Origin of the sequence: Streptomyces sp. NPDC090106 (genome assembly GCF_044747265.1) — a bacterium.
Taxonomy (GTDB): domain Bacteria; phylum Actinomycetota; class Actinomycetes; order Streptomycetales; family Streptomycetaceae; genus Streptomyces.
This window is the reverse complement of record NZ_JBIVDS010000002.1, coordinates 542,530-555,424: the sequence shown is the minus strand read 5'-3', so window position 1 is coordinate 555,424 and position 12,895 is coordinate 542,530. Positions and strand designations below refer to the sequence as shown.

General features: G+C 73.4%; 12 protein-coding genes. 10 read left to right on the top strand and 2 right to left on the bottom strand.

The window, feature by feature from the left end; translation table 11 throughout:
* Entirely contained in the window at nt 1–1,782 is a 1,782-nt protein-coding gene (locus ACIPSE_RS08045; protein WP_401658764.1) for a beta-ketoacyl-[acyl-carrier-protein] synthase family protein, read from the top strand.
* A 530-nt stretch (nt 1,783–2,312) separates the two neighbouring features.
* Here the strand turns inward: ACIPSE_RS08045 and ACIPSE_RS08040 are convergent.
* Nucleotides 2,313–3,362, bottom strand: a complete 1,050-nt coding sequence (locus ACIPSE_RS08040) for a Ku protein (protein ID WP_401658761.1) — start codon at nt 3,360–3,362, stop codon at nt 2,313–2,315.
* 87 nt (nt 3,363–3,449) lie between these two features.
* Here ACIPSE_RS08040 and ligD point away from each other — a divergent pair, with 87 nt between their 5' ends.
* On the top strand, nt 3,450–4,340 hold the full coding sequence (gene ligD, locus ACIPSE_RS08035; RefSeq protein ID WP_401658759.1) for a non-homologous end-joining DNA ligase: 891 nt from the start codon (nt 3,450–3,452) through the stop codon (nt 4,338–4,340).
* Between the two features lie 63 nt (nt 4,341–4,403).
* Here the strand turns inward: ligD and ACIPSE_RS08030 are convergent, their stop codons facing one another.
* On the bottom strand, nt 4,404–5,207 hold the full coding sequence (locus ACIPSE_RS08030) for a nuclease-related domain-containing protein (protein WP_401658757.1): 804 nt from the start codon (nt 5,205–5,207) through the stop codon (nt 4,404–4,406).
* Between the two features lie 106 nt (nt 5,208–5,313).
* Here ACIPSE_RS08030 and ACIPSE_RS08025 point away from each other — a divergent pair, with 106 nt between their 5' ends.
* The 8 genes from ACIPSE_RS08025 (at nt 5,314) to ACIPSE_RS07990 (ending at nt 12,892) form a co-directional block, all read left to right on the top strand.
* Complete coding sequence (locus tag ACIPSE_RS08025; protein ID WP_401658754.1) at nt 5,314–5,820, top strand: dual specificity protein phosphatase family protein; 507 nt, start codon at nt 5,314–5,316, stop codon at nt 5,818–5,820.
* 213 nt (nt 5,821–6,033) lie between these two features.
* Complete coding sequence (locus ACIPSE_RS08020) at nt 6,034–6,786, top strand: hypothetical protein (RefSeq protein WP_401658751.1); 753 nt, start codon at nt 6,034–6,036, stop codon at nt 6,784–6,786.
* Nucleotides 6,783–8,012, top strand: coding sequence for an ATP-binding protein (locus tag ACIPSE_RS08015; RefSeq protein ID WP_401658748.1), 1,230 nt, complete (start codon nt 6,783–6,785; stop codon nt 8,010–8,012). The genes ACIPSE_RS08020 and ACIPSE_RS08015 overlap by 4 nt, the downstream gene beginning before the upstream one ends.
* A gap of 117 nt (nt 8,013–8,129) precedes the next feature.
* Complete coding sequence (locus tag ACIPSE_RS08010; protein WP_401658745.1) at nt 8,130–8,507, top strand: SH3 domain-containing protein; 378 nt, start codon at nt 8,130–8,132, stop codon at nt 8,505–8,507.
* Nucleotides 8,508–8,551: 44 nt separating this feature from the next.
* On the top strand, nt 8,552–9,913 hold the full coding sequence (locus ACIPSE_RS08005; RefSeq protein WP_401658742.1) for an FtsW/RodA/SpoVE family cell cycle protein: 1,362 nt from the start codon (nt 8,552–8,554) through the stop codon (nt 9,911–9,913).
* Complete coding sequence (locus ACIPSE_RS08000) at nt 9,910–11,367, top strand: penicillin-binding transpeptidase domain-containing protein (protein ID WP_401658739.1); 1,458 nt, start codon at nt 9,910–9,912, stop codon at nt 11,365–11,367. The genes ACIPSE_RS08005 and ACIPSE_RS08000 overlap by 4 nt, the downstream gene beginning before the upstream one ends.
* A 45-nt stretch (nt 11,368–11,412) precedes the next feature.
* Complete coding sequence (locus ACIPSE_RS07995) at nt 11,413–11,868, top strand: DUF3291 domain-containing protein (protein WP_401658737.1); 456 nt, start codon at nt 11,413–11,415, stop codon at nt 11,866–11,868.
* An 82-nt stretch (nt 11,869–11,950) separates the two neighbouring features.
* Nucleotides 11,951–12,892, top strand: a complete 942-nt coding sequence (locus tag ACIPSE_RS07990; protein ID WP_401658734.1) for a diiron oxygenase — start codon at nt 11,951–11,953, stop codon at nt 12,890–12,892.
* Nucleotides 12,893–12,895 lie beyond the last annotated feature (3 nt).

Below are 12,895 nucleotides of genomic sequence, written 5' to 3'. Positions count from 1 at the left end.
ATGTCCACTTCGTCCGCATCGTCACACATACCGATACGTCCGCACACCGTCAGCGCCGCCGAGGTGATCCCCGGCGATCTGGTCGCCCTGTCGCCGGCCGACGCCGAGGCGCAGTGCTGGTACGTCGTCACCCACACGCTGCCCGAGTCGCCGGAGACGATCCGGATGTCCCTGCGGCCACCGCTGGGCGGGGTGGACCGGGACGAAGTGCTCGGCCGGGAGCGGGAGGTGACCGTCGCGTGCCGCCGGATCGACGCGCGGAACGTGCCCCGGCTGTCCTCGCCCGGGCTGGAGGACGTCCGGTTCCGGGACGGCGACCGGGTGGGCTCGCTGCGGGCCGTCGACCCGGGCGCGGCCGAGGTGACGTACGTGCGCCGGTGGGGCATCTGGCACCGGGACCTCGACGACTGCACCGAACCGCCGGTGCCGGACGCGGAGGTACGCCGGTGGGCGCGGGACGCCGACCGGGACGGGTACGTCGTACGGCATCACCCCGTGGCCGTGCGGGAGGCCGTGGCCGCCGGGCCGCGGCGGGTGGTGGTGACCGGGCTCGGGGCCGTGACGCCGCTCGGGGTCGGCGTGGACGAGCTGTGGCGGGGGCTGCTCGACGGGCGGCACGGGATAAGGGAGTTGGACGGGGAGGAGTTCGGCGGTCTGCCGGTACGGGTGGCCGGGACCGTGCCCGTCGATCCCGCCGGGCTGCTGCCCCGGGCCGCCGCGCGGCGGATGAACCGGGCGGCGCAGTTCGCGGTGCTCGCGGCGCGCGAGGCATGGGGCGACGCCGGGTTCGCGGACGGGGGCACGCGCGAGAGCGGGCTCGACCCGGCGCGGATCGGGGTGAGTCTCGGGGCCATCCTCGGTGACGCGTCCGTGCTGGTCGGCGGGGACCGCAACCTGCGGGACCGGGGCCCGCGGGCCGTGTCGCCGCTCACCACGCCGATGACCGTGCCCTCGCAGGCCGCGTCCCAGGTGTCGCTGGACCTGCACATCACCGGTGAGGCGCGGACGGTCACCAGCGCGTGCGCCTCCGGCACCGAGGCGATCGGCCAGGCCGTCGACCGCATCCGGTACGGCCGGGTCGACGTCGCTCTCGCGGGCGGTGCCGAGGCGGTCGTGACCCCCGCGATCATGGCGTCCTTCGCCTCCATGCGCGCCCTGTCCCGGGCCGGACTCGACGACGGGCGCTCACCGTCGCGGCCGTTCGCCAAGGACCGGGGCGGGTTCGTGAACGGCGAGGGCGCGGGGGTGCTGGTCCTGGAGGCCGAGGAGCACGCGCGGGCCCGGGGCGCGCGCATCTACTGCGAGGCCGCCGGCTGGGGGCTCTCCGCCGACGCCCATCACATGGCCGCGCCCGATCCGTCCGGCAGCGGCGTCGCGCTCGCGCTGCGGCGGGCCGTCCAGGACGCCGGGGGTCATGTGGTCGACGTCGTCCACGTCAACGCGCACGCGACCGCGACCGCGGAGGGCGATCTCGCCGAGGCGGAGGCCCTGCGGGCGGTGCTCGGCCTGCGGTCGGTCCCGGTGACCGCACTGAAGGGGCATCTCGGACACCTCCAGGGCGCCGCCGGCGGTGTCGAGGCCGTGGCCACCGTGCTGACGCTGCATCACGGCACGGTGCCGCCGACCGTGGGGTGCCGGGAGGTGGACGACGCGGTGGCACTGGACGTGGTCACCGGCGCCCCCCGCTCACTGCCGTCGGACGGAGACCTCGCCCTCAGCAATTCCTTCGGTTTCGGCGGCCACAACGCGGTCCTGGCACTGCGCCGGCTCGCCGCGGGGTGACGTGCGTCGCCGGGCCGGACGACGGGGGCCAGGCCTAGCGCTCTCGGGCGGGGGCCTCGCCGGTCAGAGCCTCCTCGGCTGCCGCCACCGACTCCTCCGTGACGGCAGCCGCCCCCACGCCCCGGCCCTCTTTCGGCGGGCGTCGCGGGCCGGACGGAAGCGGGCGTCGCCGGACCGGGCGTAGGCGGGCCCCAGGCCGAGCGTCTACGGGCGGGGCCCCGGCGCCGTCTCGGCTGCCGCCGCCCCTCCTCCGCAGCCACAGCCACAGCCACAGCCACAGCCACAGCCACAGCCACAGCCACCTAACGGTCCCGGTCGCCTTCTCGACCGCCGTGGGCGAGCCGGGCTGCGGCGAGGGGTCGGGCTGAGCGTCTGCGGGCGGGGACCTGCCCGTCAGCGCCATCTCGGCTGCCGCCGCCGACTCCTTCGTGACCGCGGTCGCCCTCACGGCCCCGGCCGCCTTCGAGGTTCCGGCCGTCCTCGCGGTCCCCGTCGCCTTCTTGACCGGCATCGCCGGGCGGCGACCGGGCTCAAGCCGAGCGTTTGCGGATGGGGGTCTTGCCCGTCGAGGGCTTCTTGGCCGCTGTCGCCGACTTCTTCGTGGTGGCCGTCGTCTTCGTGGTCGCCGTCGTCTTCTTGGCCGGGGTGGCCTTTCTGGGGGGCTTCTTCGCTGTCGCCGTCTTCTTGGCGGACGAGGCGGACGCGGTGGACGTCGACTTCTTCCCCGTCGGCTGCTTCGGTGCCGTCCGCGCCGACTTGCGGGCGGGGAGCGGGGTGACCTCCGCCGGTTCCTCGCCGCGGGACTCGCGGGCGGCCCGGACGCTGTTCTCCAGGGCGGCCATGAGGTCGAGGACCTTGCCGCCGCGGGCCGATTCCGGCGCCGAGGGCGGGGCCTCGCCGGACGCCTTGGCGGCGACGACCTCCTCCAGCGCCTCGCGGTACTCGTCGTGCAGGTCCTCGATGTCGATCTCGCCGAGCGTGTCCATCAGGGCGTCCGCGAGGTCGAGTTCCTTGGCGTTGACGGTGACCTCGGTCTCCGGGGCGACACCCTGCGGCGCGCGGACCTCGTCCGGCCACAGCAGCCCGTGCATGGCGATCGCGTCGTCGACGACCCGCAGCATGCCGAGCCGTTCCCGGCCCCGCAGGGCGTACTTGGCGATGGCCACCTTGTTGCTGCGCTTGAGCGCCTCCCGCAGCAGCGTGTACGGCTTGGCCGCCGGGGCGCCGCCCGCCGCGAGGTAGTACGCGGCGTCCATCTGGAGCGGGTCGATCCGGTCGGCCGGCACGAAGGCGACGATCTCGATCGTCTTCGCCGTCGGGAGCGGCAGATGGGACAGGTCCTCGTCGGTGATCGGGATGATCGTGCCGTCGGCGTCCTCGTACCCCTTGCCGATCTCCGCCGTGGCGACCTCGCGCTCCTCCAGCTCGCAGACCTTGCGGTAGCGGATGCGTCCGCCGTCCTCCAGGTGGATCTGGCGGAACGAGATCGAGTGGCTCTCCGTCGCGTTGACCAGCTTGATGGGGATGCTGACCAGGCCGAACGAGATGGCGCCGTTCCATATGGATCGCACGATCGGCATCCTTTCCGGCCGCACGGGCCGCCGTTCACGTGACGCGAGCACGTCGGTGTCATCGTCATTCACCGATATGCGTGGGATTGTCATCGTATGACGCCGATCACCGATGTGGAGGGGCACCGGCTCGCGCTGAGCAATCTGGAGAAGGTGCTGTACCCGGCGACCGGGTTCACCAAGGGCGAGGTGCTGCACTACTACGCGACCACCGCCGGAGCACTGCTCCCCCATCTGCGGGACCGGCCGGTGTCCTTCCTGCGCTATCCGGACGGCCACGACGGTCAGGTGTTCTTCGCCAAGAACGTGCCGCCGGGCACGCCCGACTGGGTCCGCACCGCCGAGGTGCCGCGCTCGGAGGGACCCGCGCGCATGGTCCTCGTGCAGGATCTGGCGAGCCTGATGTGGGCGGCGAACCTCGTCACCGAGTTCCACACGCCCCAGTGGGTGATCGGCGCGCCCGCCGAGGCCGACCGGATCGTCCTCGACCTCGACCCCGGCGCCCCGGCCTCCGTGGTGGAGTGCTGCGAGGTCGCGCGGTGGCTGCGGGAGCGGCTCGCGGCGGACAGGATCGAGGCGTACGCGAAGACGTCCGGGTCGAAGGGGCTGCACCTGCTGGCGGCGGTGGCGCCGACGCCGTCCGACCGGGTGACGGAGTACGCCAAGGAACTGGCCGTGGCCGCGGAGCGGGCCCTGCCCCGGCTGGTCGTGCACCGGATGGCGAGGAACCTGCGGCCGGGCAAGGTGTTCGTCGACTGGAGCCAGAACGCCGCCCGCAAGACGACGGCGACCCCCTACACGCTGCGCGCCCGGCCCGAGCCCACCGTGTCGGCCCCGGTGACCTGGGAGGAGGTCGAGGAGTGCCGGACCTCCGGCGATCCCGGCCGGCTCACCTTCCTCGCCCCGGAGATCGGCCCCCGCCTCCGCTCCCACGGCGACCTGCTCGCCCCGCTGCTCGCCCCGGGCGCCGCGGCCCCTCTGCCGTGAGGCCCGTATGCCGTGAAGCCCGTATGCCGTGAGGCCGGTCCGGCGCCCCGCGGCGCCGGACCGTCACACGCGGGACCAGGTGTTCCGGTCCCGGGCCATCGCGTGCAGGGCCTCGACGTCCGCCGGTTTCAGCACCCCGCCGAGACGGGCCAGGTCGCCCAGTTCCGCGCCCGCGACGACGCGCACCTCGCGCAGCGGCGCGGTGACCCGCACCTCCGAGGGCTCCACGAGGGCGAGGAGCGGGCGGACCTCGGCGGTCAGGGCGTAGGAGGCGCGGTCGGCGTCGGCGCGGACGCGGCGCAGCAGCGGGTGGGGCTCGTGCCGGCCGAGCGCGACCATGGGGTCGGCGACCGTGACGCGCTGCTTGCGGGCGTACAGGGTGTGGACCGCGAAGAGCCCGCCGGGGCCGAGCGCGAGGTGGTGGACGCGGTCGCCGCCGGGCAGGGGCACCGAGTGCAGGGCGTGCCAGCCGGCGCCGTCGAGCCGGTCCAGGGCGTCGCCGACCGTCTGCTCGGCCAGCAGGGCCCGGCGGCGCGGGTCGGGGCGGAGCCGGTGGGCGGGGCCCGGGTCGCGGTCGAGGGCGATCTGGAGGGCCTCGCCGGGCCGGTTGGGGGCGAGGTCGTCGTCCGGGTGGAGGGTGAGCCGGGCCAGTTCGGCGGGGGTGGGCACCGGGGGCGGGCCCACGGCGACCGGGCCGGTCAGGAACGGACCGAGCGCCTCCAGCACGTCGTCCCTGCTCTCGTCGCTGAGCAGGTTGACCCGGGCAGCCTCACGGTCGTACCAGGCGATGTTCCGCCCGTCCGTGCGGCACACGTAGAGCCGCTCCTGGCCGTGCCGCCAGGTAGGTACCACGCGCAGTCCGGTCATGCGGCATCACCCCTCGACCATGGGAACAGGCGAGGTACTCCAGGGGCAAGAAGGCGGTTACCTTTGAGAGCGGCCCGCAGGGACCAGGCGCTCAGGGGAGGCGTGATTGCGTACCCGCAGGAGGCAGCCCGACGTACCCGTCCCGGAAAGTCCCTGGAACGAGATCGTGCCCGGCCTGTGGATGGGCGGCCACGAGTTCAGGGGGCGCTCGGGACAACCGGAACCGGCCGTCGTACGGGACGAGTTCGATCTCGTCCAGACCCTGCTGAGGCTGCCGGGGCACGGTCCGGAGCCCGGCGTCGAGCATCATGTGTGGCCGATACCGGACGGCCCGCTGGACGGGACCCAGCTCGCGGGGGTCATCCGGCTGGCGCGGGCCGCGGGCGAGGCCGTCGACGAGGGCCGCAGGGTCCTCGTCCGCTGTCACCACGGCTACAACCGCTCGGGACTGGTCGTCGCCCAGTCCCTGATCCGCGCGGGGTACTCCGCGGAGGAGGCGATACGGCTGATCAGGTCACGGCGCTCGCCCTGGGCCCTGCACAACGACCTGTTCGTCGACTATCTGCGGGCGGGCCTCCAGACGGCCCGGCTGCTGGAGGAGCTGACCGAGTGAGCACCGGCCGGGCAGGCGCACCCGGGTGAGCGCCCTCGCGTGAACGCCCCCGCGTGACCGACTGGGCAAAAAGGACAGCCGTACGAATAAGGTGTACGACGTTCCCCCAGCGCATCCCGCACCCTGTATCCCGCACGCCGCACCCCACCTGGACACCCCGGCCACCCCGGCCACCCAAGTCGCCCGAGCCGTCCCTGCCGTCCCTGGAGCACAGTGCCACGCCCCGTCCGTACCGTCCTCGCCGCTGCCGCCGTCGCCGTGCTGCTGGCGACCGCCGCGGGCTGCGGTGACGCGGGCGGCCTCCAGGGCGCGGGGGCGACCCCGACGGCGACGAGTCCGGCCAGGCTGTGGCCCGGCCTGACCCCGGCGTCCAGCCCCGCGTGGAACTACGACGACGGCGAGTCCGAGGTGATGAAGGGCGTCTCCGTGCCCGGCGGCGACGTGCGGCGGGTGGATCCGGTGGCCGTGGTGCGGGCGGAGATCGCCCGGCATCCGGACGACTACGCGGGCGCGAAGGCGTCGTACCGCGAGACCGCCGAGCGGATGGCGGACTGCGGGCGGACGCCGCCCGACGCCGACTGCCCCGTCCTGAAGGCCTACTACCGCGATCTGACGGGCGACGGCCACGACGAGCTGACGCTCGGCTTCCGGCTGCTGCCGGGCAACCAGACAGCGGTGCGCGTCTACACCGTGCAGGGCGGGCGGCTGGTGCAGGTGATGGCCAACGACGACGCGGTGAGCGGGGTGGAGCTGGCCGGGCACTCGGTGATCATCCACGCGCCGTCCGACCTCGCGGACTACGAGTACCGGTTCCAGTGGACGTGGGACCCGGACCAGCGCGTCATGCTGCTCACGCACGACGAGATGCTGCACATCGGCCGGAGCCCGTCGCCCGCCCCGTCCGCGAGCCCTTCGCCCACCCCCTCCGCGACCCCGTCCCCCAGCCCGTCCCCGAGCGCCTCATGAGGCTCCCCCGGTGGTCCGGCACCCTCGCCGTGAAGGCCGCCGTCTTCATCACGGTCATGTGCTGCGCCCTCGCCGCGCTGCTCGGCGTCCTGGTGCACGTCCAGGTGACGAACCAGACCGTCGGCCAGGCCCGTGAGCTGGCGCTGTCCCGGCTGGCGGACGCGACCGAGGCGTACGCGGCGGGCGACACCCTGCTGCCGGGCGAGGGGGTCGATCCGCCGGGACTGCCGACCGGGCTGCGGAAGCTGGCGGCGGACGGCGAGCGCGGCACGATGGTCGCCGACCGGGACGGACGTCCCACCATGTGGGCGGCCGGTCCCGCCGACGGCGGCCGGGTCCTCGCGGTCGTCGTCGACTACTCCCAGCAGGCCCGCACCATCGCCGCCCTGGACCGGGCGATCCTGTGGTCCTCGGCGCTGGCGATCGGCGCGACGCTGCTGGTCGGCGCGGTCGCGGTGACCCGGGTGACGCGCCGGCTGCACGCGACGGCGCGGGTGGCGCGGCGGATCAGCGGCGGCGACCTGGACGCCCGGGTCGGCGACCCCCGGACGAAGGACCCGACGCGCCCCCAGGACGAGGTGGCCGCGGTGGCCGCCGCGCTGGACTCCATGGCGGCCTCGCTCCAGGGCAAGCTGCTGAGCGAGCAGCGGTTCACCGCGGACGTGGCCCATGAGCTGCGCACCCCGCTGACGGGGCTGCACGCGGCGGCCGAGCTGCTGCCGCCGGGGCGCCCCACCGAGCTGGTGCGGGACCGGGTGGCCGCGTTGCGGACGCTGACCGAGGACCTGCTGGAGATCTCCCGCCTCGACAGCGGCCGGGAGCGGCTGGAGCTGGACGCGGAGCCGCTGGGCGCGCTGGCCGAGCGGGTGGTGCGGGCGTCCGGGACCGACACCGAGGTGGTCGTCGTGCGGGACGTGACGGTCGAGACGGACCGGCGGCGGCTGGAGCGGGTGCTGGGCAACCTGGTCGCCAACGCGCACCGGCACGGACGGGCGCCGGTGGTGCTGAGCGTCGACGGCCGCGTGGTGCGTGTCCGGGACCACGGGGACGGCTATCCGGCGTACCTGGTCGAGCACGGGCCCCAGCGGTTCCGTACGGACGGGGGGTCCAAGGGGCACGGTCTGGGGCTGACGATCGCGCGGGGGCAGGCCGAGGTGCTGGGGGCGCGCCTCGACTTCACGAACGCGCCGGACGGCGGGGCGCTGGCGGAACTGACGGTCCCCTGAACACCCGGCGGTGCCCCGGCCCGCTCCCTTATGGCGCAGCGTGAGGGGCGCGCGCCGACGGCCGCTCCTAATGTGGCGATTAGTCAAGTCCGTCCCCTTCGTGGAGGTTCATCCCCCATGTCCCTGCGCTCCCGCCTCTCCATATCCGTGACCGCCGCCGCTCTCCTCGCAGCCGCCGCAGCCACTCCCGCCGTCGCCAACGACGGCTGGGAAGAGGACTCCCGCGGCGACGGGGGGCACCACCAGCAGCAGCACAACCCGCGCTACTACAAGGGCCGGGTCACCGCGAGCACGCTGAATCTGCGCAGCGCCCCCAACCGCGGCTCGCAGATCATCGGCACCGCCTACCGGGGCGAGATCGTCAAGATCTTCTGCAAGACGCCCGGCCAGCGCATCGAGGGCAACCCGATCTGGTACCTCCTCGCGGACGGCACCTGGGCCTGGGGCACCGCCCGGTACATCGACTCCATCGGGGCCACGCCACGCTGGTGCTAGGACACACAGGACGACATCACGTCCCATTTGGGTAAGTTCCGGACATGACCAAGGCCGGAACCACCGTGGCTCCAGCGGAACTCCCCGCTCCAGCCGTACGCCTCCCCCGGCGCCGTGGCATCGAGCTGTCCCTCATCGTCCTGGCCGTACTGCTCTCCGTGTACGGCTACTGCGCTGTCGGCCTCGCCAGACACGGCACCGTCCCGCCCGGCGCCGCCGGTTACGGCGCCGGGCTCGGTGTGCTCGCGCTCCTCGCGCATCTCGCGGTGCGCTTCCGCGCCCCCTACGCCGACCCCCTGCTGCTGCCGATCGGCGTGCTGCTCAACGGGCTCGGCCTGGTCCTCATCTACCGCCTCGACCTGGAGACCCCCGGCGACCGGGCGGCCCCGGCCCAGCTCGTCTGGTCGACGGTCGGCGTGGCCCTGTTCATCGTGGTCGTGCTGCTGCTGCGCGACCACCGGGTCCTTCAGCGGTACGCGTACGTCAGCGTCGCCGGGGCCATGGTGCTGCTGATCCTGCCGATCTTCTTCCCCGCCGTGAACGGCGCCCGGATCTGGATCAGGATCGCCGGATTCTCCATCCAGCCGGGCGAGTTCGCGAAGGTGCTCCTCGCCGTCTTCTTCGCCGCGTACCTGGCCGCCAACCGCAACGCGCTCGCGTACGCGGGCCGCAGGGTGTGGCGGCTGCAACTGCCCACCGGCCGGGTCCTCGGCCCGATCGTCGCGATCTGGCTGCTGAGCGTGGTGGTGCTGGTCCTGGAACGGGACCTCGGCACCTCGCTGCTCTTCTTCGGCCTGTTCGTGGTCCTGCTGTACGTGGCGACCGGGCGCACCGGCTGGATCGCGGTCGGTCTGCTGCTCGCCGCCCTCGGCGCGGTCGCCGTCGGCTGGCTGGAGCCGCACGTGCACAGCAGGGTCCAGGACTGGCTGCACCCGTTCGCGACCATCGAGGCGGGACAGGGGCCCAACCAGCTCTCCCAGTCGCTGTTCTCGTTCGCCGCCGGCGGCACCCTCGGCACCGGCCTGGGCCTCGGCCACTCGATCCTCATCGGTTTCGCCGTCAAGTCGGACTTCATCCTGGCGACGGCGGGCGAGGAACTGGGCCTGTCGGGTCTGTCCGCGATCGTCCTGCTCTACGCCCTGCTGGTGGAGCGGGGCTACCGGGCCGGCCTCTCGCTGCGCGACCCCTTCGGCAGGCTCCTCGCGGTCGGGCTCGCCTCGATCGTCGCCCTCCAGGTGTTCGTGATCGCGGGCGGGGTGACCGGCCTGATCCCGCTCACCGGCATGGCGATGCCGTTCCTCGCCCAGGGCGGCTCCTCGGTGGTGACCAACTGGGCGATCGTCGCCCTGCTGATCCGGGTCAGCGACTCGGCCCGCAGCCAGTACGACGGGCGGGAGGCCCCATGACCCGGTACATCCGCCACGCGGCCTGCTTCTGCGCCCTGCTGCTGCTCGCCCTGCTCGTCAACGCCACCCGCGTCCAGGTCTTCGAGGCGAAGCCGTACGACGACAACCCGGCCAACCGGCGCTCCGCGATCGCCCGTTACGGCCAGCCGCGCGGCGACATCCTGGTCGGCGGGGACTCCGTCACCGGCTCGGAGGACACCTCGGGCCGGCTGCGCTACGAACGCACCTACCCCAAGGGCCCGTTGTACGCGCCGGTCACCGGCTTCGCCTCGCAGGTGTACGGCACCACGTTCCTGGAGGCCACCGAGGACGACCTGCTGTCCGGCACCGACCCGATGCTCTCCGCGTTCCCCCTCTGGAACGACCTGACCCGGCGCCAGAACCCCGGCGGGAACGTGGTGACGACCATCGACGCAGCGGCGCAGCGGGCCGCGTACGCGGGGCTCGCGGGCCGCAAGGGCGCGGTGGCGGCCGTCGAGCCGTCGACCGGCCGCGTCCTCGCGCTGGTGACCAGCCCGTCGTACGACCCCCAGCTGCTGTCCGGGAACGACGGTTCCGTGGAGCGTTCCTGGGCCCGGCTCAACGCCGACCCGGACAAGCCGATGCTCAACCGGGCGGTGCGGCAGACGTATCCGCCGGGGTCGACCTTCAAGGTGGTGACGCTCGCCGCGGCGCTCGACGCGGGGGTGGTGACGGACGTGGACCGGGCGACGGACTCCCCCGACCCCTATCCCCTGCCGGGGACGACGACCTCCCTCACCAACGAGGCCACGGGGTGCGAGGACGCGCCGGTGCGGGCGGCGTTCATGTGGTCCTGCAACACGGTGTTCGCGCGGCTGGGCGTCCGGGTCGGCGTGGACGACATGGCGACGACGGCGGCCGGGTTCGGCTTCAACGACACCGGGCTGGGCATCCCGTACCCGGTCGCGGAGAGCACCTTCGACGTGTCCGTGGACAAGGCGCAGCTCGCCCTGTCGTCCATCGGCCAGTACAACACCCGGGCCACACCGCTCCAGATGGCGATGGTCTCGGCGGCGGTGGCCAACGGCGGGCAGATCCGCTCCCCCTATCTGGTGGAGCGGACGACCCGGTCGGGCGGCACGACGGTGTCGACGGCGGGCTCGCGCCCGGTTCGGCAGGCGATGCACCCGGCGACGGCCGTCCGGCTGAAGGAGCTGATGGCGGACGTGGTCCGCGAGGGCACCGGCACGAACGCCGCGATCCCCGGGGCGACCGTCGGCGGCAAGACCGGCACCGCGCAGCACGGGGTCGGCAACTCCGGTACGCCGTACGCCTGGTTCATCTCCTGGGCGCAGGGCGAGCGGGACATGGAGCCGAAGGTGGCGGTGGCCGTGGTGGTGGAGGACGCGGCGGCGGACCGCGGGGAGATCAGCGGCGGCGGGGACGCGGCGCCGATCGCGCGGGCGGTGATGGAGGCGGTGCTCGGCCGGTGAGACGGGGGTACCGGCCGGACCACCGGCCGACCTACCGTTCGGTTCATGACGACTGCCGCGTACGAACTCGCCCAGGTCAATCTCGCACGGCTCAAATTCCCGCTGGACTCCCCGGAGCTGAAGGACTTCGTCGACCACCTCGACCCGGTCAACGCGGACGCGGAGGCCGCCGGCGGTTTCGTGTGGCGGCTCCAGTCGGACGGGGGTGACGCGACGGACATCCCGGTCTTCGGGGACGAGTGGCTGATCGTCAACATGTCGGTGTGGCGGGACACCGACGCGCTGGTGGCGTTCATGTACCAGGGGCGGCACCGGGAGATGCTCGCGCGGCGGCGGGAGTGGTTCGAGAAGGTCGCGGAGGCGATGACCGCGCTGTGGTGGGTGCCGGCGGGGCATCGGCCGACGGTGGAGGAGGCGGAGGCGCGCGTGCTGCACCTCCGGACGAACGGCCCCACCCCCCAGGCGTTCACCCTCCGCACGACGTTCCCGCCCTCGCCCTGAGCCAGGCCCTTCCTCGCCCCCGCCGGGAAACAGTCGTGCGGGAAGCATTGACGGGCTTGCTGACGAGCAGTCTCATAAGGCTATGACGACGACGCTGACGGACGCCGACGCGCTCGACGGACTGCGCGATGCCCTCGGCCTGCTGAAGGACCGCGAACAGGTCGCGGAACGCCTCCTCGCCTCCTCCGCGAAGCACAGCTTCGACCCGGACGAGGAACTCGACTGGGACGCCCCCTTCGAGGAGGGCAAGTGGTTCTGGCCACCGGAACTGGTCTCCCTCTACGACACCCCGATGTGGCGGCGGATGAGCGAGGAGCAGCGCATCCTCCTCTCCCAGCACGAGGCCGCCGCCCTCGCCTCCCTGGGCATCTGGTTCGAGATCATCCTCATGCAGCTCCTGGTCCGGCACATCTACGACAAGGCGGCGACGAGCGCGCACGTGCGCTACGCGCTGACCGAGATCGAGGACGAGTGCCGCCACTCGAAGATGTTCGCCCGGCTCATCGACCGCGGCGACGCGCCCTGGTACCCGGTGAGCCGGACGCACCAGAACCTGGGCCGGCTGTTCAAGACGATCTCGACGACACCGGGTTCGTTCACGGCCACCCTCCTGGGCGAGGAGGTCCTGGACTGGATGCAGCGCCTGACGTTCCCGGACGAGCGGGTGCAGCCGCTGGTCCGGGGCGTGACACGGATCCACGTCGTGGAGGAGGCCCGGCACGTCCGGTACGCCCGTGAGGAGCTGCGCCGCCAGATGGTGACGGCACCGCGCTGGTCGCAGGAGTACACCCGGCTCACCTCGGGCGAGTTCGCCCGGGTCTTCTCGGTGGCGTTCGTGAACCCGGAGGTCTACACGAACGTCGGCCTGGACCGGCGGGCGGCCCTGGCGCAGGTGAGGGCGAGCGGGCACCGCCGGGAGGTCATGCGGACCGGCGCGAAGCGGCTCACCGACTTCCTGGACGACATCGGCGTGCTGCGGGGCGCCGGCCGGAGGCTGTGGCGCTCGTCGGGGCTGCTGGCGTAGCCG

Excerpts from the sequence above, each read along its gene's own strand:
- ACIPSE_RS08015 (WP_401658748.1), top strand. The coding sequence starts at position 6,783 with ATGAGGCTCCCCCGGTGGTCCGGCACCCTCGCCGTGAAGGCCGCCGTC.
- ACIPSE_RS08030 (WP_401658757.1), bottom strand. The coding sequence starts at position 5,207 with ATGACCGGACTGCGCGTGGTACCTACCTGGCGGCACGGCCAGGAGCGG.
- ligD (WP_401658759.1), top strand. The coding sequence starts at position 3,450 with ATGACGCCGATCACCGATGTGGAGGGGCACCGGCTCGCGCTGAGCAAT.
- ACIPSE_RS08010 (WP_401658745.1), top strand. The coding sequence starts at position 8,130 with ATGTCCCTGCGCTCCCGCCTCTCCATATCCGTGACCGCCGCCGCTCTC.
- ACIPSE_RS08000 (WP_401658739.1), top strand. The coding sequence starts at position 9,910 with ATGACCCGGTACATCCGCCACGCGGCCTGCTTCTGCGCCCTGCTGCTG.
- ACIPSE_RS08045 (WP_401658764.1), top strand. The coding sequence starts at position 1 with ATGTCCACTTCGTCCGCATCGTCACACATACCGATACGTCCGCACACC.
- ACIPSE_RS07995 (WP_401658737.1), top strand. The coding sequence starts at position 11,413 with ATGACGACTGCCGCGTACGAACTCGCCCAGGTCAATCTCGCACGGCTC.
- ACIPSE_RS08005 (WP_401658742.1), top strand. The coding sequence starts at position 8,552 with ATGACCAAGGCCGGAACCACCGTGGCTCCAGCGGAACTCCCCGCTCCA.
- ACIPSE_RS08040 (WP_401658761.1), bottom strand. The coding sequence starts at position 3,362 with ATGCCGATCGTGCGATCCATATGGAACGGCGCCATCTCGTTCGGCCTG.
- ACIPSE_RS07990 (WP_401658734.1), top strand. The coding sequence starts at position 11,951 with ATGACGACGACGCTGACGGACGCCGACGCGCTCGACGGACTGCGCGAT.